Below are 19,023 nucleotides of genomic sequence, written 5' to 3' on the forward strand. Positions count from 1 at the left end.
CTCACGCCCCGTCGAATTCGGCCAGCGTGTGAACCTCCATCCCCAGCCCCTCCAGCCGCTTGCGGCCACCCAGTTCCGGCAGGTCGATGACGAAGGCGCAGCCGATCACCTCGGCCCCGAGCCGGTGGCACAGCTTGATCCCGGCCTCGGCGGTGCCGCCGGTGGCCAGCAGGTCATCGACGATCAGCACCCGCTCGCCCGCTTTCAGCGCGTCGTCATGGATCTCCATCACCGCCTCGCCATATTCCAGCTGATAGGCCTCGGAAATCACGGCGCCGGGCAGCTTGCCCTTCTTGCGGATCGGCACGAAGCCGGTGGACAACTGATGCGCCACCGCGCCGCCAAGGATGAAGCCCCGCGCCTCAAGGCCCACCACCTTGTCGATGGGCCGCCCGGCATAGGGGTTCAGAAGCTGGTCGATCGCCATGCGGAAGCCGCGGGCATCGGCGAAGAGCGTGGTCACATCGCGGAACATGATCCCCTCATGGGGGAAATCGACGATGGTGCGGATGTAATCCTTGACCGTCTTCGTCATGTCGGGCGGTCCATCTCGAAGAGCTCGGTCACGGCAGAGTAATCCTTGTAGCCAAGCCGGGACAGCCAGCCACCGGCCGCGCGCGGGTCAAAGCGGCCATCGATGATGCAGTCGTCGCGCAGATGCACGCCCACCACCACCCCGAAGACGGCGAAATTCGACTTGCCGGCCAGCGGCACGATCCGGGTCATCCGGCATTCCAGCGAGGCCACCGCATCGGCCACGCGCGGGCAGTCGATGGTCTCGCATTGGGCCGAGGGGATGCCGGAGCGTTCGAACTCGCTGGTCCCGGCAGGCAGGGGCGCGGATGAGGCATTCACCCGGTCGCGGTCGGCACCGCTGGCGATATTGACGCAGAAAACCCCGGTCTCGGTGATCTGCGCGACGCTGTCCTTGGTGCCGTTCCGGTCGGGCTTGGCATTGGTCGAGGAGAACATCACCTGCGGCGGCACATAGGCCACGGCATTGAAGAAGGAATAGGGGGCGAGATTGTCGCCAAGCGAGCCACGGGTCGAGATCCAGCCGATCGGGCGAGGCGCCACGATGGCGTTGAAGGGATTATGCGGCAGGCCGTGCCCGGCCTCGGGGTGATAGAACATGCTGGGCGCTCCTGACAGTCGGGCCACAGTGCCATTGCTTTGGCGGCGCTGCAATATTTCGTGCAGAAGTCGCGGCGGCGGCGGTTGAGGGTTCAGCCTTGCCGCATCGCGTGTTAAGCCGCGACGGCAGAGCGATGAACAGGTGCAATGTACGCGATCCAGCCGGAAACCCCTGCCGATTACCACGAGGTCGAGGCACTGTATGACCTGTGCTTCGCGCCGGGGCGGACGGCGCTGTCCTCGTATCGGCTGCGCGATGGGGTGCCGCCGGTTGCCAATCTGTGCCTGCTCTACCGCAATCCCGAAGGCGTGCTGCTGGCGGCCATCCGCTATTGGCCGGTGCGGGTCGGCGGGCGCAAGGCGCTGCTGCTGGGGCCGATTGCCGTGCACCCGACCGCGCAGGGCGAGGGGCTGGGCGCGCTGTTGATGCTGCAAAGTCTGGAATATGCCGCCATCGCCGGCTGGTCGCGGGTGATGCTGGTGGGCGATGCGCCCTATTACGCGCGTTTCGGCTTCACGAAGCTCGAGGGGGTGGTGATGCCGCCGCCGACCAACCCCGACCGGGTGCTGGGGCTGGAACTTTGGGACGACGCCTGGGTTGATGTCCGGGGGCCGGTCACGCGCGAGGATGGCCCGAAGGACGAGGCCGGACTGGCAGAGTAGCGAAAGCGCCCCCATATCTATTCTGGCCCTGCCGGGCCTGCGACTTGGGGAAAGGTGCTTGATGACCGCATTGCAGCAACATGTTCTGCCGCCGATCAATGACCCCTCGATTCATGCCGAGGTGGACCGCTTGGCGCGTCGCTATGTCGATGCCGGCGGGCTGGGGATGGATCTTCTGAACACCATCGGCACCAGTGCCGAAAGCCTGATCGAGCGTCTGCCGCGCCCGATCCGGGGCCGCATGGACAGGATCACCCGCAACGCGCTGAACCGGGCCTTTGACGCGGCCGGCAGTTCGCGCCGGCTGGTGCGGGACCGGGGCGACTGGTTCAACCGGCTGGTCAGCACCGCCTCGGGCGCGGCGGGCGGCGTTGCCGGCCTTCCGGGCGCGGTGGTGGAACTGCCCTTCACCATCACCATGTTCCTGCGCGGGATGCTGGAGATCGCGGTCGAGCATGGCTTTGACCCCGAGAGCGACGAGGTGCGGATGGAATGCCTGCGCATCTTCGCCGCCGGCGGTCCGATGGCCGAGGATGACGGCGCCGATCTGGGCCTGCTGGCCGCGCGCCTGTCGATCACCGGCCAGACCGTGCAGGGCCTGATCGCCCGTGTGGCGCCGCGCTTCGCCACCGTGCTGGGCCAGAAGCTGGCGGCGCAGGCGACGCCGATCTTTGGCGCCGTTGCCGGGGCCTCGATCAACTACACCTTCTCGCGCTATTATCAGGAACTGGCCCGGGTCCATTTCGGCCTGATGCGCCTCTCGCGCGAAACCGGCCTGCCCAAGGAGGCGCTGATCGAGGCGCTGCGACTGTCGATCGAGCGGATCGACAAGCGCAAGCGGCTGCGACGCGCCTGACGGGGCCGGCGACGCTAGCACCTCCTCGGTATTTCGCCTAGACGCAGGCCAGAGCCCTAGGGAGGTGCGACATGACCAACGAGACGGCGCCTCGCGCCAGCATGGTCCGGCTGCTGGTGGGCTATTTCCTGTCGGCGATTTTCACCACGACCCTGCTGCTGGCCCTGATCTGGGCGCTGGCGAGCTATGCCTCGGTCGATTACCCGGTTGGAATTCTGCTGGTCCTTGTGCCGATGCTGGCCGCGATGCAGGCCGGAGGCAGCTTTTTCCGGCAGACCGGGCAGGCGGCCAGCTTCAGCCATGCCTTCAGCTTCGGAATGATTGCAACGCTTCTCGTGTTGATGCTGGTCATCATCGCGCTGCAGGCGGGTCTGCTGGACGGGATACTGCGCCAGATCGATCCCGCCGCCTTCGATCAGCGTGCGCTCGGACGGATCTTGATGCCACTTCTGGCGGTGCTGGCCGGGATCACGCTGTTCAGTAACGTGATGCTGTTCTGGGCTGGGGCCCGCAGCCAGTGGAAGCAGCGCGAACGCCAGAACCGCATGGCCGCGCGGCGAGTGGGGAAGGGCGATCGGGGTTAGGTCGCGTCGGCGTCCTGGACCTCAAGGGCGATGGGGGCCGGCGGCTGGTCGAGATCGCCCGTGGTCAGCGCCCCCGAGGGTCGGGCGAGGCGTGAGCGGGTGATCCAGTGCAGCCGCTCCTGCGCGCGGGTGATGGCGACATAGGTGAGGCGCTTCCACAGCGGAATCCCGGCCTCGGTCCGGTTCGACCAGGCGGCGGCGCTGATATCGGGGGCAAAGACCTGCACATCGGGCCATTGGCTGCCCTGCGCCTTGTGGATGGTCACCGCCGCGCCGTGCAGGAAGGCCGCGCCCATGCGGGCGGCCGAGGGAATGAAGGGTTCCTCGATTTCGGGCATCTCGATCTTGATGATCGAGGCGGCCGACAGTCGCGGTTCCTCTGCGCCGATCACATGCAGGCGCGAGAAGCCGGGTTTGTTGCCGGGGCCGAGATAGACCACCTGCGCCCCCTTGATCAGCCCGCGCGCCTCGAGGTCGATGCGCTTCTTGCGATGCTTCAGCGGCAGTTCCAGCCCGTCGCAGATCAAGGGCTCGCCCGGCAGCAAGGCGTCGCCCGGCGCGCCGTAAGCCATGCGGAAGGCATGGATCAGGCGGATGCGGGTGGCGTTGCGCCAGACCAGAACCGGGCTGCGCGCCATCAGGTCGCTTTCCACCCGCTCGGCCCAGATGACGCGCGGATCGCGGGCGGCGGCTTCGCGCACCATCCGCTCGAAGGCGGGGAAATCGACGCTCTCGTCGGAGAGCGCATGGGCCAGGTCGAGGATCGGGCTGTCATCGGCCTGCCGGTGGATTCGGTTCAGGATCAATTTCTGCGACGCGGCCAGCCGGTCAAAGACCATCTCGCCCGATTGCCCGACCGGAGCCAGCTGGGCCGGATCGCCGAAGAGGACCAGCGTTGGAAAGATTTCCCGCAGATCCTCGAACTGGCGTTCGTCCAGCATCGAGCTTTCATCGACCAGCCCGATATCCAGTCCGTCCTCGCGCCTTTTCCAGCCCTTGATGAAATCCGACCCGCGCAGCCCCGCCGCTGCCAGTGCGCCGGGGATAGACGCGTGCTGGTCATAGAAGGCCTTGGCCCGGTCCAGCGCCGCATCGGTCAGCCCCTCGACCGAGGGGCGGTCGCCATTGCCGGCCAGCCAGTCGGCGATCTTCTCGTATTCCGGGTCATATACCGGGGTATAGAGGATGCGGTGAATGGTGGTCGCCGGAACGCCCCGCGTGCGCAGCACGAAGGCGGCCTTGTTGGTCGGCGCAAGGATGGCCACCGTCCGCCGTTCCTTGCGCTTGCGGCCCTCGTAATCGCCGCTGATCACCTCGACCCCGGCCTCGCGCAGCGCGCGGGTCATCTCGGACAGCAGCAGGGTCTTGCCCGATCCGGCCTTGCCGATCACCGCCATCACCCGGCCCTTGCCGGGCTGGGGCGGCTGGATCTCTTCGGCGGTCAGGTCGATGCCGGCCAGGGCGAAGGTTTCCGCCAGGCTGTCCCAGGCTTCGGCCTGATCGGGGGAAAGGATGGGCAGGGTCATGGCCCCTGATAGCCCGGCGGCAGGGGAAAGCGAAGAGTACTGCAACTTTTCGACCCCGGCGCGCGTGTCATGTATCATGGGCAGGGGCGGGACCGCCGCGCCCGCAGTGGAGGCGCCGCGATGATCGAGTTGTTCTTCATCACCTGTCTGGCCGATGCGCCGGATGTCTGCCAGCCCCACAGCCTGCTGTTCGAAGAGCAGAACGGGCTGTTCACCTGCATGTTGCAGGGCCAGAACGAGCTGGCCCGCTGGGTTGAGGCGCATCCCAAGGAGCGGGTGCGGGAATGGAAGTGCCGCCTTGCCGGTCAGGAGCAGCGCAAGACTTGACCGCCTTTGGCCGCCGCCCTAGCGATGGGCGGGCTGGTCTGTTGTCAGGTGGTTCCATGTGCGCGCATCCCTCGCCTTCCGAAACCGATTTCCGCCGATTCCGGCATCGGTGGGAAATGCCGATGATCTGGCTCTCGGCGCTGATCACGCTGATCGGCTTCGCCGCCGCGCTCGCCGTCCTGATGGTCGATGCCGAGACGGTCTTGACCCCGGCCTTGGGTGAGGAGGATGCGGCGGCGCTGGTCGATACGGCCTCGTTCCTGATCCTGCTGCCGCTGGCGCCGCTGATCTTCTATGTCTATCGCTTCTACATGGCGGCGGGGGCGCGGGCCAATGCGATCCTTGTAGGGCCTGAACAATTCCCCGACCTTCATGCACTCTATCTGGATCTGGCGCAGCGTCTGGACATGCCGAACCCGCCCCGGCTTTACCTGACCAACGGCAACGGCGTGGTGAATGCCTATGCGCTCGAATGCAACCGGCGCTATCGCTATGTCGTCATCCATGCCGAGATCGCGCTTCTCTTGCCGACGGCGCCCGATGTGGTCGAGTTCGTGCTGGCGCATGAGCTGGCCCATCACAAGCTGCGCCATGTCTCGCTGTGGCGGCTGGTGATCGGCATCGTCCCGAATGTCCTGCTGCTGCCCGGCATCACCACCACGCGGGCGCAGGAATATTCCGCCGACCGGGTGGCGCTGGCCGTCTGCCCCAACCATGCCGCTGCCGTGCGCCTGCTCGCCGTCGGGCCGTGGATGGCCGATGGCGTGAACCCCGAGGCCTGGGCCGCGCAATGCGAGGCCGAACACCGCGAATGGCTGATCCGGCTGACCAACGGGCTTTCGAGCCATGCAGTCATGGTCAAACGCTTCAAGGCGCTGCGCGATATCGAGCGCGACGGCTTTTCAAGGCAGGGCGAGATGTTCTGACCCGAACGGTCCGGGCTGGCGCACCCCCGCCAGCCATGGCACAGGGCGGCCCCACGTTGAGGCTGCGCGAATCAAATGCGTGCTGCGCAACTTTTTGGATGTATCGTGGGCAGATGTAACGAAGGGGGAAATCACCATGAGCAATGCCACGCCGGCCACCGCCACAGGTTCAGCCGATCGTCTGTCCTGGACCAAATACGACACCACCTGGATGCTCAGCCTGTTCGGCACCGCCGTTGGCGCGGGCATCCTGTTCCTGCCGATCAATGCCGGCATCGGTGGCTTCTGGCCGCTGGTCATCATGGCGCTGCTGATCGGGCCGATGACCTATCTGTCGCACCGGGCGCTGGCGCGCTTTGTCTGTTCCTCGGAAAACCCCGAGAATGACATCACCACGGTCGTCGCCCAGTATTTCGGCCCCGGCGCCGGACGGGCGATCACGCTGCTCTATTTCCTCGCCATCTATCCGATCGTGCTGATCTATGGCGTCGGCATCACCAATACCGTCGGCAGCTTCATGGAAAACCAGCTGGGCATGGCTCCGCCGCCGCGCTGGCTGCTGTCGGGACTGCTGATCGCCGGGATGATGGGGGTGATGCTGGCCGGGCAGCGGGTCATGCTGATCGTAACCGAATGGCTGGTTTATCCGCTGGTGGCGATCCTGATCTTCCTGTCGCTCTACCTGGTGCCGCAGTGGAACCTGTCCTCGGTGCGCGAGGTGACGCCGCTTGGACTGTCCCTGAAAACCATCTGGCTGACCATGCCGGTGCTGGTCTTCGCCTTCAACCATTCGCCCGCCATCTCGCAATTCGCCTGCGCGATGAAGCGCGACTATGGCCGTGATGCGAGCGAGAAATCCGACCAGATCCTGCGGCGCACCTCGATGATGCTGGTGGGCTTCGTCATGCTGTTCGTGTTTTCCTGCGTGCTGGCGCTGAGCCCGGCGCAGCTGGTCGAAGCCAAGGCGCAGAACCTGCCGATCCTCTCCTACCTGGCCAACGTGATGGAGAGCCCGTTCATCAGCTATTTCGGTCCGCTGGTGGCCTTCGTCGCCATCGTCTCGTCCTTCTTCGGCCATTACCTTGGCGCCAGCGAAGGGCTGCACGGCATCCTGCGCGGCAACGTCTTCCGTGATGCAGGGGCGATGCCGGACAAGACGCTCTACATGCTGATCGCCGGGTTCATCTTCTTCACCACCTGGGGCGTGGCGATCCTGAACCCCAGCATCCTCGGCATGATCGAGACGCTTGGCGGGCCGGTGATCGCGGCGATCCTGTACCTGATGCCGATGTATGCGATCCACCGGGTGCCGGCGCTGGCGAAATATCGCGGGCAGGCGTCGAACATCTTTGTCACCGCCGCCGGCCTCGTGGCGATCAGCGCGATCCTTTACGGGCTGTTCTAGGCTGCACACAGTCAAACCAAATGAAAACGGGCGGTCCCAAGGGGCCGCCCGTTCGTCTTGCCGGCCGCTCTGCGGGATCAGCGGTTGCGGCCAGCCTCGAGCGCATCCTCGAAGGTGCGCAGCCCGGTGATCGGGGCCTGGACCAGAACCGCCATGTTCCCGGGCTTGTGCTGGTTCTTGTACATCTTGGTATGGGCAGCCGGGATCTCGGCCCAGGGGAAGACCTCGGACATGCAGGGGTCAAGCCGGCGCTCGAGCATCAGCTTGTTGGCCGCCGAAGCCTGCTTCAGATGAGCGAAGTGGCTGCCCTGGATGCGCTTCTGGTGCATCCACAGGTACCGCACGTCGAAGGTGCAGTTGAAGCCCGTGGTGCCGGCGCAGATCACGATCATGCCGCCCTTCTTGCAAACCAGTGTCGAGACCGGGAAGGTCGCCTCGCCGGGATGCTCGAACACGATGTCGACATTGTTGCCCTTGCCGGTGATGGCCCAGATGGCCGCGCCGAACTTGCGCGCCTCGGTGAACCATTCCTTGTATTCGGGCGTGTTCACCGTGGGCAGTTGCCCCCAGCACTTGAACTCCTTGCGGTTGATGACGCCCTTGGCGCCAAGGCCCATGACGAAGTCGCGCTTGTCCTCTTCCGAGATCACGCCGATGGCATTGCCGCCTGCCGCGTTGATCAGCTGGATGGCATAGGAACCGAGGCCGCCAGAGGCGCCCCAGACCAGCACGTTCATGCCCGGCTTCAGCTCGTGCGGCTCGTGCCCGAAGAGCATCCGGTAGGCGGTGGCCAGCGTCAGCGTGTAGCAGGCCGATTCTTCCCAGGTCAGGTGGCGCGGGCGGGGCATCAGCTGCTGCGACTGGACGCGGGTGAACTGGGCGAAGCTGCCGTCCGGCGTCTCGTAGCCCCAGATTCGCTGGGTCGGCGAATACATCGGGTCGCCGCCATTGCATTCCTCGTCGTCACCATCGTCCTGGTTGCAATGGATGACGACCTCGTCGCCGACCTTCCAGCGCTTGACCTTGTCGCCCACCGCCCAAACGATGCCCGAGGCATCCGAACCGGCGATGTGATAGGGCTGCTTGTGCACGTCGAACATGCTGATCGGCTTGCCCAGCCCCGCCCAGATGCCGTTGTAGTTGACGCCCGCCGCCATCACCAGAACCAGCACCTCGTTGCTGTCCAGCGTCGGCACGTCGACGACCTCCATCTGCATGGCCTGTTCCGGCTCGCCCTGACGCTCGCGCCGGATCGCCCAGGCGTGCATCTGCTTCGGGACGTAGCCGAGGGGCGGCATCTCGCCGATATCGTAAAGATCCTTCTCGGGCGCCTCGTAGGCAGCGATCGGGGTCGGGGCATCAAGGGCCATGGTTCTCTCCTGTCTCTTGCTGCGGCGCAGAATCGCAGCGGCATTGACGCCTTCGTAAGACGTCAAGCGCAATAATGCAACAGTGAGAAGGTATAATTTGTAACTTTATGTCGCGCGCGACGGCGCGCTGCGCCCGGCTTCGTGCTGCGAGTGCAAAGGTCTCAGCCCAAGGATCATGACCCGGGTCAGGTTGTGACGCTCGGCCAGCGTGTGAACGGCAACCGGCAGCGCCACCCCGGCCAGGATGCCGGCGATCAGCTGCAAAACCAGTTGGTCATAACCGATGCTGTCGAGAAGCCGACGCATCAGCGAGGTGCCGAAGACATGATAAAGATAGATGGTAAAGGACATCGCAGCGATGCGGTCGAGAGATCGCAGCCGTGGCAGAACCTGCAGGGTCACAAGACAGCCGCCAACCGCGCTCAGCAGGCTTTGCAGATCGCGCCGGTCCTGCGAGAACATGCCGGTCTCGCGCAGGATCTGGATGTTCCAGGCCGAGCCTATGAGCAGAAGTGCCAGTGCCCCGGCCAGGATCCGCCGCCGGTGCGCCAGCAGCTTACCGCGATGCCGCCAGACCAGAATGCCGAGCAGAAAATAAGGCAGCAGGATCATTGCGCCATCGATCGAGAAGGGATCATTCGGCACCGCGAACCCTGACAGGGACAGAAAACAGGCTGGCAGCAGGGTATAGTGCGCGATGCGGCCACCGGTCAGGCTGTCCAGCGGGACATAAACGACGAAGATCAAGAGAATCGACTGCAGGAACCAGAAATGTGCATATCCGGTAACAAAGGGCGTCAGGTAACGCGCGTGCACATCCAGCCGTGTATGACCCAGCGAACTTGCCAGTTCGAAGGCGAACATGGCGACGATGCCTGGCACAACCAGCCTCCGCAGCTTGCCTGCGAAGAATCTTGGCAGGCCCATGGGTGCGGGCGACCTGATCGCGAAAACCAGGCCGGCGATCATCGCAAACAGAGGCATGCGCAGATCCAGCAGGAAATCGGCGAAAAGGCGCAGCGGCTCGGGATAGTCGATTTGCAATCCCGCATCGGGTCCGGCACCGATCACATGATAGGTAACAAGCAGCAGGGCTGCGATCGCCCGCATGGTATCGACTGGAAACTGGCCGTCATTCGCTTCGGCCAAGGTCGAACCTTCAGGACAGGACATCGCTGAACCATTGGTGAAAACACCCGAGGAGCTTAATAGATCCTACCTTCCTCTGACAATTGACACTTATCGACAGGTCTCGCGACGTTGGAGCGAAGCGCGGGACGGCGATTTGGGCAAAGGAAAGAATGCCGATGGCACGAAAACTCGGAATTGCCGCAGCGCAGCGAATTGACAAGGTCAGGAAATTTCGCATATCCGTTCGGTGGAGTAACAAAATTTCACGATGATGCAGGAGCCTGCGATGACCCGGACCGTGAGCCCAAGCAAGGACAAACCCTGGCTGTTCCGCACCTATGCCGGCCATTCGACGGCAGCCAAGTCGAACGAGCTCTATCGCAGCAACCTGTCCAAAGGCCAGACCGGGCTCTCCGTCGCCTTCGACCTGCCCACCCAGACTGGCTATGACAGCGATCACGTTCTGGCGCGGGGCGAGGTGGGCAAGGTCGGCGTGCCGATCAGCCATCTGGGCGACATGCGCGCACTGTTCGACCAGATCCCGCTGGAACAGATGAACACCTCGATGACGATCAATGCGACGGCACCCTGGCTTCTGTCGCTCTACATCGCCGTGGCCGAGGAGCAGGGGGCCGATGTCTCGCAACTGCAGGGCACGGTGCAGAACGATCTGATCAAGGAATACCTGTCGCGCGGCACCTATATCTGCCCGCCAAAGCCCAGCCTTGCGATGATCACCGATGTGGCCGCCTATACGCGCGAGCATCTGCCGAAATGGAACCCGATGAATGTCTGTTCCTATCACCTGCAGGAGGCCGGGGCGACGCCGGAGCAAGAACTGGCCTATGCACTGGCCACCGGCATCGCGGTGCTGGACGACCTGAAGACCAAGGTGCCGGCTGAGGGTTTTCCCGAGATGGTGGGGCGGATCAGCTTCTTCGTAAATGCGGGCATCCGCTTCGTCACCGAGATGTGCAAGATGCGCGCCTTTACAGAGCTCTGGGACGAGATCACGCGCGACCGATATGGCATCACCGAAGAGAAATACCGCCGCTTCCGCTATGGCGTGCAGGTGAACAGCCTCGGCCTGACCGAGCAGCAGCCCGAAAACAACGTCTATCGTATCCTCTTGGAAATGCTGGCCGTCACGCTGTCCAAGAACGCCCGCGCCCGCGCCGTGCAGCTTCCGGCCTGGAACGAGGCGCTTGGCCTGCCGCGGCCCTGGGACCAGCAATGGTCGCTGAGGATGCAGCAGATCGTCGCATATGAGACCGATTTGCTGGAATATGGCGATCTCTTCGACGGCAACCCGGTGATCGCGGCGAAGGTCGAGGATTTGAAGGCCGGCGCCAGGGCAGAACTGGCGACGCTCGATGACATGGGCGGGGCGATTGCGGCCATCGACTACATGAAGTCGCGGCTCGTCGAGGCCAATGCCGAGCGGCTGAACCGGATCGAGGCGAACGAGACCGTCGTGGTCGGTGTGAACCGCTGGCAGCAGGGCGAGGCCTCGCCGCTGACGGCGGGGGATGGTGGTATCATGGTCGTCGATCCGGCGGTCGAGCAGGAGCAGATTGCCCGGCTTCAGGACTGGCGTGCGGGCCGTGACGAGGCGGCGGTCAAGGCCGCACTCGAGGCGCTGCGGGCGGCGGCGGCGAGTGGCGAGAATGTCATGCCCCATTCCATCGCTGCCGCGAAAGCGGGCGTGACCACCGGCGAATGGGCCGGGGTGATGCGGCAGGTGCATGGCGAATATCGCGGCCCGACCGGGGTGTCGGCGGCGCCCTCGAACAAGACCGAGGGGCTGGAAGATATCCGCGAGGCGGTGAACGCGGTCAGCACGCGGCTGGGGCGGCGGCTGAAATTCGTCGTGGGCAAGCCGGGTCTCGATGGCCATTCCAACGGCGCAGAGCAGATTGCGTTCCGCGCCCGCGACTGCGGCATGGATATCACCTACGAGGGCATCCGCCTGACGCCCGAGCAGATCGTGGCGAGGGCGCGGGAGGAAGAGGCGCATGTGGTCGGCCTCTCGATCCTGTCGGGCAGCCATCTGCCGCTGATCGAGGAGCTGATGGAGCGGATGCGGGCGGCGGGGTTGAGCCATGTGCCTGTGATCGTTGGCGGAATCATTCCCGACGAGGATGCGCGGCGGCTTTTGGCGATGGGGGTCACGCGGGTCTATACGCCCAAGGATTTCCAACTGAACAGCATCATGATGGATATCGTGACGCTGGTGGAGCCGGGGGCTGCGGCGGCCTGATCGCGCCCCGGTATCTGCCGGTCAGGTCGCGCCGCCGGATGGATAGTTGAGCGAGACAGAAACCCGGTGGGAAATGCGCCCGGCCCGCCGCGCCCTGTCAGGCGCGGAAGGGATATCTCACCCGCAGACCGGGGCGGCTTCTCTCTCGGCGGTCATCGGCTTCCCAGCCTGTACCGCGCCGCCGATACTGGCGCGGAAGGCTTGAGATTTCGTTAAGCCGCATCATTCTCGCCGAAATATCCCCGCCGGGGGCATCGACGGCGCCACAGCAACAAGGTGGCAATTCGCGCGCGAGGCTCCGACTGCACCTGCCCCTTCCCACGTCCCGCATTTTCCTGTAAACGCCCCCAATCTGAGACGTAGCGCCCGGCCTCGGGGCGACGCTTAAGGATTCAGGGGCTGCGGCAATGGGGCCGCCATATGAACGGCGCGGCCAGAGGGCTGGTGCGCGCCTAGAGGAAACAAGATGTTTGATGAAGTGAAAAAATCGATCCAGTGGGGCCAGGAAACGCTCACGCTGGAAACGGGCAAGGTTGCGCGTCAGGCTGACGGCAGCGTCATCGCCACCCTGGGCGAGACCAGCGTCATGGCCAACGTGACCTTCGCCAAGGAGCCGAAGCCGGGGCAGGATTTCTTCCCGCTGACCGTGCACTACCAGGAAAAATACTACGCCGCCGGCAAAGTGCCCGGCGGGTTCTTCAAGCGCGAGGCGCGGCCGACCGAAAAGGAAACGCTGACCGCCCGCCTGATCGACCGTCCCTGCCGTCCGCTCTTCGTCAAGGGCTTCAAGAACGAAGTCCTGGTGATGTGCACCGTGCTGTCGCACGATCTGGTCAACGATCCCGATATCGTGGCGATGATCGCGGCCTCGGCGGCGCTGACCATTTCCGGCGTGCCCTTCATGGGTCCGATCGGCGCCGCGCGCGTCGGCTTTGCCAATGGCGAATATGTGCTGAACCCGGAAGTTCAGGACATGGACCAGCTGCGCAACAACCCCGAGCAGCGTCTCGATCTGGTCGTCGCCGGCACCAAGGACGCCGTGATGATGGTCGAATCGGAAGCCTATGAGCTGACCGAGGAAGAGATGCTGGGCGCGGTAAAGTTCGGCCACGAGCAGATGCAGCCGGTCATCGACCTGATCATCGACTTCGCCGAAGACGCCGCGAAAGAGCCTTTCGACTATCAGGCGCCGGATTACAGTGCGCTCTATGGTCGGGTGAAGGGGCTGGGCGAGACCGGCATGCGGGCCGCCTATGCCATCAAGGACAAGGGCGAGCGTCGCGATGCCATTCAGGCCGTGCGCGAAACCATCGTCGCCGGACTGAACGAGGACGAGCTGGCCGACGCCAATCTGGGTTCGGCCCTGAAGAAGCTGGAATCGGCGATCCTGCGCGGTGACATCATCTCGGGCGGCGCCCGCATCGACGGCCGCGACACCAAGACCGTCCGCGGCATCGACGCCGAGGTTGGCTTCCTGCCGCGCACCCATGGTTCGGCGCTGTTCACCCGTGGTGAAACCCAGGCGCTGGTCGTGACCACGCTGGGCACCGGCGATGACGAGCAGATCATCGACGCCCTGCACGGCAATTTCCGCTCGAACTTCCTGCTGCACTACAACTTCCCGCCCTATTCGGTCGGTGAGGTTGGCCGCGTGGGTTCGCCCGGACGTCGCGAGATCGGCCATGGCAAGCTGGCATGGCGCGCGCTGCAGGCGGTTCTGCCGGCGGCGACCGACTTCCCCTATACCATCCGCGTCGTCAGCGAGATCACCGAGTCGAACGGCTCGTCCTCGATGGCTTCGGTCTGCGGCGGCTCGCTGTCGATGATGGATGCGGGCGTGCCGCTGAAGGCGCCGGTTGCCGGCGTGGCGATGGGCCTGATCCTGGAAGACGATGGCAAATATGCGGTCCTGACCGACATTCTGGGTGATGAAGATCACCTGGGCGACATGGACTTCAAGGTTGCCGGCACCGCTGATGGCATCACCTCGCTGCAGATGGACATCAAGGTTGCGGGCATTACGCCCGAGATCATGGAGCAGGCCCTGGCGCAAGCCAAGGACGGCCGGATGCACATCCTGGGCGAGATGGCCCATGCCCTGACCGAAGGCCGCCGCGAGTTCTCGGCCCATGCCCCGCGCATCGAGACCATGACCATCCCGACCGACAAGATCCGTGAAGTGATCGGCTCGGGCGGCAAGGTCATCCGCGAGATCGTCGAGGTTTCGGGTGCCAAGGTCGACATCAATGATGACGGCGTCATCAAGATCGCCTCGGCCAATGCCGATTCGATCAAGAAGGCCTATGACATGATCTACTCGATCGTGGCCGAGCCGGAAGAAGGCCATGTCTACACCGGCAAGGTGGTGAAGCTGGTCGATTTCGGCGCCTTCGTGAACTTCTTCGGCAAGCGCGACGGTCTGGTGCATGTCAGCCAGATCGCGAACAAGCGTCTGGGTCATCCTTCGGAAGTGCTGAAGGAAGGCCAGGAAGTGAAGGTCAAGCTTCTGGGCTTCGACGACCGTGGCAAGGTGCGCCTCGGCATGAAGATGGTCGACCAGGAGACCGGCGAAGAGATCGCCGAGAAGAAGGAAGAAACCGCCGAGTGATCGGTTGGTTCTGACCAGATAGGAAGCCCCGGCCTGAGCGCCGGGGCTTTTGCATTGGCGATGCCGTCGGCTTCAGGGTGCGAGGTCGGGGAATGCGGCGATGAAGCTGCCGAGTTCCCTGCGATAGCGAAGAACCGCCCGAGCGCGGGCCGACCACAGGTCATAGCGCGGCGCCTTCCAGGGCTTCTTCGGGCCGTGGTAATGGATGATCGCGTCGGGCAGGTCGCGGGTTTCCTCCGCTCCGCCGCCGAGCTTCTTGGCAAAGCGACGCTGTGCCGGGCTGCGCTGCCAGGACGAGTTCCAGGCGGGGTTCAGCAGATGCGTGCGGCCCGAGAACAGGAAATTCAGGTGGTCCTGATCGCCCCAGTCCGTCGCGGTCGCGGCGGCGACATCCTCCAGCCGCGCTTGCAGGTCGGGCTCGGCCCGGATGGCATCGCAATCCATCAAGAGGACGCCGGAGTTGAAATAGCCACGCGGGTCCATGTGCTTTTCCAGCGCCGCAAGACGCTGCCTGCGGCGGTCGTTCAGGCGGCCTCCCGCCAGCCATTCCGCGGTCACATAGTCACGCGCGGCACCGATGCGTTCGCCGGGTAACAGCGGCAAATCGAACAGGGGTGCGACATCGCCCGTGATCAGCGTGTCGCCGTCGATATAGAGCACGCGACCCGACAGATGGCGCGGGATGAACAGCCGACCCATCGCGGCGGCCGAGATATGCGCGGCAGGGCCGCCGGCCCCTGCCAGTTCCGCCGGGTCGATGGCGCGAGAGTGCATGGATGCTTTGCCGCCGGTCTCAACCACGCGGTGAACGGCCTGCCAGTCCGCGTCGCCAAGACCGTCTCCCCAGAGATGCAGATCAGCGGGGCGCGACAGGTGACGCAGCAGACTCCAGATCGCGACCAAGGTAGGACGCAGCAATCCGCGATCGGTGACGAAGACGATCTGGCAGGCGGGCGGGCTGGTTGTCGTGGTGGCAGTCATGGCGCCCTTTTCCGGTGAAATGCTCTAGGGGGTCAGCGAGTCATCAAGGGGATATCCCAAGCCAAGCAGCGCCGAAACCGGCGAGGCGCAAGTGATCGCGATATCGCGCCGTGCTGCCGCCTCGCGTGCCAGTCCGAACCCCGCCAGGATCCGCTCGATCCCCGCCGAAAGGCCTGAGGGTGCAGTATCGTTGCCCTCGTAAAACCGCGGTTCGGCATCATTGGTCAGGTCGATCCCGGCCAACAGGATCTGCCGGGGCGCGGCAGCCAGTGCGAATTGCACGGCCGAGAAGGCGACCGTGCCGGTAATTACCACGCCTTGATCGGGGGCCAGCGACAGCGCGCCGCGATGGCCGCGCAGCACGATATCGCGCAGCGCCGGGTCCGAGAGCGGGCGGCGGGGACCTCCAAGCGGGCGCTCGAGGTTTTCGATCAGGGCGATCTGGCGGTTTTCCAGTGAACCCGGGTCGTGCTCGGCCCAGGCCCGGATGGCGGCGGGCGACAGAAGCAGCGGGATGTCGCGGGGCAGGGCGGCCAGCATGGCGTGGTGGCGGAAGACGAAGCGCTCGTCCTCGACCGCGACGGCAAGCGGACGGATGCGGCCGGACAGGCTGGCTGCGCCGTTGCACAGGATGGCGGTGCCATCGCCAAGCGCCTCGACCCGTTGGGTCTTGAGTGACGGGCCGGAGCCGACCACCGCGATCAGCGGCCGGTTCGCCGGGATGATCGCGACCGGCGCGGACAGAGTGAACATCGACCGTCCGCGCCAGAGGACCCGGCCGCTGGCGCGGTCGATGGCGAGACCCGGCCAGAGGTCCTGGCGATGGGCGCGGCTGCGCCCCATCGCCTGAAACCCCAGCCGGATCAGCTTTCGCGACAGTGGCCGGTCAGAGCGGGCCACGACCGGCGATCAGGCCGGGTCCTTGGCAAAGCGCAGATAGGGCAGCTTCTTGTCGAGCGTGCCGTATTTCGCCTCGGCCGCGGCATCGTCCAGCGCCAGCGCCACGATCACGTCCTGACCCGGCACCCAGTTGGCGGGCGTCGCCAGCGGCACGCCGTCGGTCTTGCGCACCGCATCGAGCGCCCGCAGGATTTCCGCGAAGTTGCGGCCGATGGACATGGGATAGGTCATGGTCAGCCGGACCTTCTTGTCCGGGCCGATGATGAACACGCTGCGCACGGTGGCCGAGTGCGCCGGGGTGCGACCCTCGGTCGGCAGGTAGTAATCGGCGGGCAGCATGTCATAGGCCTTGGCCACGGTCAGCGAACTGTCATCGATGATGGCGAAATTCGCCGGCACGCCGGCGACGGTCTCAATATCGCGCTTCCACTTGCCGTGATCCTCGACCGAATCGACCGAAACGCCGAGAACCTTGGTGCCACGCGCCTCGAATTCCGGCACCAGCTGCGCTACGGCGCTGAATTCGGTGGTGCAGACCGGGGTGAAATCGCGCGGGTGGCTGAAGATGATGCCATAGCTGTCGCCCAGCCAGTCGTGGAAATGGATCTCACCTTCGGTCGAATCGGCGGTGAAATCGGGGGCGATGTCGTTGATGCGCAGGGACATGCGGAGTCCTTTCGGATTGGGTGCCTTATAGGAACATAGGCGAGAACGCGGGAAATGCCAGCCCCATTTCACGACTATACATGTCGTGATTAAACGGGCGGCTGAATGATTGCAGATCGGGCAATCTGCCGGGCGGATCGGCCTTGAAGGTGGAAAAGCCCGGTGTCAGGTTCACAGGCAACCGCAAGACAGGAGGGCGTCATGGCCGAGCTTCAGGACAAGCGCAAATTCTACATCAATGGCGAATGGGTGAACCCCGCCCGCGCCGCCGATCTCGAGGTCATCGACCCGACGACGGAAGAGCCGGTGGCGATCATCAGCCTCGGCGATCAGGCCGATACCGATGCCGCCGTCGCCGCCGCCAAGGCCGCCTTCCCGGCATGGTCGGCTACCCCGCCGGCCGAGCGTCTGGCGCTGGTCGAGAAACTGCTGGAGATCTACAAGCGCCGCAACAAGGACATGGCGCTGGCGATCAGCGCCGAGATGGGCGCCCCCGCCGACATGTCCGAGGGCGACCAGGCGCAGGCCGGCAGCTTCCACATCGAAACCTTCATCGACGCCTTCCGCAATTTCGAGTTCATCCGACCGCTGGGGGATCATGCACCCTCGAGCATGGTGGCCTGGGAGCCGGTGGGCGTGGTCGGGCTGATCACACCGTGGAACTGGCCGATGAACCAGGTGGCGCTGAAGGTGACGCCGGCGCTGCTGGCCGGGAATACCGTGGTGTTGAAGCCCTCCGAAATCGCGCCGCTGAGTTCCATCGTCTTTGCCGAGATGGTGGACGAGGCCGGCTTCCCGCCGGGCGTATTCAACATGGTCAACGGCGACGGTCTGGGCGTGGGCACGCAGATGTCGACCCATCCGGATGTGGACATGATCAGCTTCACCGGCTCGACCCGCGCCGGCATCGCCATCACCAAGGCCGCGGCCGATACGGTGAAGAAGGTGGCGCTGGAACTGGGCGGCAAGGGCGCGAACCTGGTCTTTGCCGATGCCGACGAGAAGGCGGTGACGCGCGGCGTCCGCCATGTCTTCTACAACAGTGGCCAGTCCTGCAACGCGCCGACCCGCATGCTGGTCGAGCGGTCGGTCTATGACAAGGCCGTGGAAGTGGCGGCCAAGGTTGCGGCGGAGACTCCGGTCGGGTCGGCGCATGAGCCGGGCCGCCATATCGGGCCGGTGGTCAGCAAGCAGCAATGGGAGAAGATCCAGGGGCTGATCCAGCAGGGCATCGACGAGGGCGCGCGGCTGGTGGCCGGCGGTCCGGGTCTGCCCGAGGGGGTAAACCGCGGCTATTTCGTCCGCCCCACGGTCTTTGCCGATGTGAACAACGACATGGCCATCGCCCGGCAGGAGATCTTTGGCCCGGTGCTGACGATCATCCCCTTCGACAGCGAGGAAGAGGCGGTCGGCATCGCCAATGACACGATCTATGGCCTGACCAACTACGTGCAGACGCAGGACGGCGCGCGGCGCAACCGGCTGGCGCGCAAGCTGCGCTCGGGCATGGTCGAGATGAACGGCGTCGGTCGTGGCCGGGGTTCGGCCTTCGGCGGGGTCAAGGCCTCGGGCCGCGCGCGCGAGGGCGGCGTCGCCGGGCTGGAAGAGTTCATGGACAGCAAGGCGATCTCGGGCTGGGATCAGGACGCCTGACAGGGCGTGTGATAATCGCGGGGGGTTTTGTGC

17 protein-coding genes are annotated in these 19,023 nt (G+C 64.9%); 9 read left to right on the plus strand and 8 right to left on the minus strand.

The features are described from left to right. Nucleotide 1: 1 nt before the first annotated feature. Nucleotides 2-535, minus strand: a complete 534-nt coding sequence (locus Q1A36_RS15885; protein ID WP_299846237.1) for an adenine phosphoribosyltransferase — start codon at nt 533-535, stop codon at nt 2-4. Further along, entirely contained in the window at nt 532-1,134 is a 603-nt protein-coding gene (locus tag Q1A36_RS15890) for a flavin reductase family protein (protein WP_299846239.1), read from the minus strand. The genes Q1A36_RS15885 and Q1A36_RS15890 overlap by 4 nt, the downstream gene beginning before the upstream one ends. A 147-nt stretch (nt 1,135-1,281) precedes the next feature. On the opposite strand from Q1A36_RS15890, the gene Q1A36_RS15895 reads away from it, so the two are divergent. The 3 genes from Q1A36_RS15895 (at nt 1,282) to Q1A36_RS15905 (ending at nt 3,237) form a co-directional block, all read left to right on the plus strand. Beyond that, complete coding sequence (locus tag Q1A36_RS15895) at nt 1,282-1,797, plus strand: N-acetyltransferase (protein ID WP_299846240.1); 516 nt, start codon at nt 1,282-1,284, stop codon at nt 1,795-1,797. Nucleotides 1,798-1,858: 61 nt separating this feature from the next. Further along, nucleotides 1,859-2,653, plus strand: a complete 795-nt coding sequence (locus Q1A36_RS15900; RefSeq protein WP_299846242.1) for an EcsC family protein — start codon at nt 1,859-1,861, stop codon at nt 2,651-2,653. A gap of 71 nt (nt 2,654-2,724) precedes the next feature. Then, a complete protein-coding gene (locus tag Q1A36_RS15905; RefSeq protein ID WP_299846244.1) occupies nt 2,725-3,237 on the plus strand; it encodes an ABZJ_00895 family protein in 513 nt (170 codons plus the stop codon). Here Q1A36_RS15905 and Q1A36_RS15910 read toward each other — a convergent pair. Next, nucleotides 3,234-4,763 carry an AAA family ATPase gene (locus Q1A36_RS15910; protein ID WP_299846246.1) on the minus strand — a complete coding sequence of 510 codons (1,530 nt, stop codon included), beginning with the start codon at nt 4,761-4,763 and terminating at the stop codon, nt 3,234-3,236. The two genes, Q1A36_RS15905 and Q1A36_RS15910, sit on opposite strands and share 4 nt — an antisense overlap. A gap of 120 nt (nt 4,764-4,883) precedes the next feature. On the opposite strand from Q1A36_RS15910, the gene Q1A36_RS15915 reads away from it, so the two are divergent. From Q1A36_RS15915 to Q1A36_RS15925, 3 genes are all read left to right on the plus strand, one after another. Further along, complete coding sequence (locus Q1A36_RS15915; RefSeq protein ID WP_299846248.1) at nt 4,884-5,090, plus strand: hypothetical protein; 207 nt, start codon at nt 4,884-4,886, stop codon at nt 5,088-5,090. 122 nt (nt 5,091-5,212) lie between these two features. Next, nucleotides 5,213-6,016 carry a M48 family metallopeptidase gene (locus tag Q1A36_RS15920; protein WP_299846249.1) on the plus strand — a complete coding sequence of 268 codons (804 nt, stop codon included), beginning with the start codon at nt 5,213-5,215 and terminating at the stop codon, nt 6,014-6,016. Between the two features lie 136 nt (nt 6,017-6,152). Then, a complete protein-coding gene (locus Q1A36_RS15925; protein ID WP_299846250.1) occupies nt 6,153-7,421 on the plus strand; it encodes an aromatic amino acid transport family protein in 1,269 nt (422 codons plus the stop codon). A 77-nt stretch (nt 7,422-7,498) separates the two neighbouring features. Here the strand turns inward: Q1A36_RS15925 and ccrA are convergent, their stop codons facing one another. After that, nucleotides 7,499-8,791, minus strand: coding sequence for a crotonyl-CoA carboxylase/reductase (gene ccrA, locus Q1A36_RS15930; protein ID WP_299846252.1), 1,293 nt, complete (start codon nt 8,789-8,791; stop codon nt 7,499-7,501). Between the two features lie 105 nt (nt 8,792-8,896). Further along, nucleotides 8,897-9,940 carry an acyltransferase gene (locus Q1A36_RS15935; RefSeq protein WP_299846254.1) on the minus strand — a complete coding sequence of 348 codons (1,044 nt, stop codon included), beginning with the start codon at nt 9,938-9,940 and terminating at the stop codon, nt 8,897-8,899. Nucleotides 9,941-10,208: 268 nt separating this feature from the next. On the opposite strand from Q1A36_RS15935, the gene Q1A36_RS15940 reads away from it, so the two are divergent. Next, the gene (locus Q1A36_RS15940) at nt 10,209-12,182 is read left to right on the plus strand and encodes a protein meaA (RefSeq protein WP_299846257.1); all 1,974 of its coding nucleotides are present in this window, start codon (nt 10,209-10,211) and stop codon (nt 12,180-12,182) included. A 466-nt stretch (nt 12,183-12,648) separates the two neighbouring features. Then, on the plus strand, nt 12,649-14,790 hold the full coding sequence (gene pnp, locus Q1A36_RS15945; RefSeq protein ID WP_299846258.1) for a polyribonucleotide nucleotidyltransferase: 2,142 nt from the start codon (nt 12,649-12,651) through the stop codon (nt 14,788-14,790). Nucleotides 14,791-14,862: 72 nt separating this feature from the next. Here the strand turns inward: pnp and Q1A36_RS15950 are convergent, their stop codons facing one another. Genes Q1A36_RS15950 through Q1A36_RS15960 form a run of 3 tightly spaced genes read right to left on the minus strand, consistent with a single transcriptional unit; the run spans nt 14,863 to nt 17,337 of the window. Continuing rightward, complete coding sequence (locus Q1A36_RS15950) at nt 14,863-15,771, minus strand: glycosyltransferase (protein ID WP_299846260.1); 909 nt, start codon at nt 15,769-15,771, stop codon at nt 14,863-14,865. Nucleotides 15,772-15,795: 24 nt separating this feature from the next. Beyond that, nucleotides 15,796-16,671, minus strand: coding sequence for a glycosyl transferase (locus tag Q1A36_RS15955; RefSeq protein ID WP_299846262.1), 876 nt, complete (start codon nt 16,669-16,671; stop codon nt 15,796-15,798). Nucleotides 16,672-16,680: 9 nt separating this feature from the next. Then, nucleotides 16,681-17,337 carry a redoxin domain-containing protein gene (locus Q1A36_RS15960; protein ID WP_299846264.1) on the minus strand — a complete coding sequence of 219 codons (657 nt, stop codon included), beginning with the start codon at nt 17,335-17,337 and terminating at the stop codon, nt 16,681-16,683. Nucleotides 17,338-17,538: 201 nt separating this feature from the next. On the opposite strand from Q1A36_RS15960, the gene Q1A36_RS15965 reads away from it, so the two are divergent. Next, the gene (locus Q1A36_RS15965; protein ID WP_299846266.1) at nt 17,539-18,990 is read left to right on the plus strand and encodes an aldehyde dehydrogenase family protein; all 1,452 of its coding nucleotides are present in this window, start codon (nt 17,539-17,541) and stop codon (nt 18,988-18,990) included. The last annotated feature ends 33 nt before the right edge of the window (nt 18,991-19,023 follow it).

Origin of the sequence: uncultured Paracoccus sp. (genome assembly GCF_947487305.1) — a bacterium.
In the GTDB taxonomy this organism is placed as follows: Bacteria; Pseudomonadota; Alphaproteobacteria; order Rhodobacterales; family Rhodobacteraceae; genus Paracoccus.

Coding starts and splice junctions, on each gene's coding strand:
- Q1A36_RS15950 (WP_299846260.1), bottom strand. CDS start 15,771: ATGACTGCCACCACGACAACCAGCCCGCCCGCCTGCCAGATCGTCTTC.
- Q1A36_RS15920 (WP_299846249.1), top strand. CDS start 5,213: ATGATCTGGCTCTCGGCGCTGATCACGCTGATCGGCTTCGCCGCCGCG.
- Q1A36_RS15960 (WP_299846264.1), bottom strand. CDS start 17,337: ATGTCCCTGCGCATCAACGACATCGCCCCCGATTTCACCGCCGATTCG.
- Q1A36_RS15915 (WP_299846248.1), top strand. CDS start 4,884: ATGATCGAGTTGTTCTTCATCACCTGTCTGGCCGATGCGCCGGATGTC.
- Q1A36_RS15895 (WP_299846240.1), top strand. CDS start 1,282: ATGTACGCGATCCAGCCGGAAACCCCTGCCGATTACCACGAGGTCGAG.
- Q1A36_RS15900 (WP_299846242.1), top strand. CDS start 1,859: ATGACCGCATTGCAGCAACATGTTCTGCCGCCGATCAATGACCCCTCG.
- Q1A36_RS15940 (WP_299846257.1), top strand. CDS start 10,209: ATGACCCGGACCGTGAGCCCAAGCAAGGACAAACCCTGGCTGTTCCGC.
- Q1A36_RS15905 (WP_299846244.1), top strand. CDS start 2,725: ATGACCAACGAGACGGCGCCTCGCGCCAGCATGGTCCGGCTGCTGGTG.
- Q1A36_RS15885 (WP_299846237.1), bottom strand. CDS start 535: ATGACGAAGACGGTCAAGGATTACATCCGCACCATCGTCGATTTCCCC.
- Q1A36_RS15910 (WP_299846246.1), bottom strand. CDS start 4,763: ATGACCCTGCCCATCCTTTCCCCCGATCAGGCCGAAGCCTGGGACAGC.
- Q1A36_RS15925 (WP_299846250.1), top strand. CDS start 6,153: ATGAGCAATGCCACGCCGGCCACCGCCACAGGTTCAGCCGATCGTCTG.
- Q1A36_RS15965 (WP_299846266.1), top strand. CDS start 17,539: ATGGCCGAGCTTCAGGACAAGCGCAAATTCTACATCAATGGCGAATGG.
- Q1A36_RS15890 (WP_299846239.1), bottom strand. CDS start 1,134: ATGTTCTATCACCCCGAGGCCGGGCACGGCCTGCCGCATAATCCCTTC.
- ccrA (WP_299846252.1), bottom strand. CDS start 8,791: ATGGCCCTTGATGCCCCGACCCCGATCGCTGCCTACGAGGCGCCCGAG.
- pnp (WP_299846258.1), top strand. CDS start 12,649: ATGTTTGATGAAGTGAAAAAATCGATCCAGTGGGGCCAGGAAACGCTC.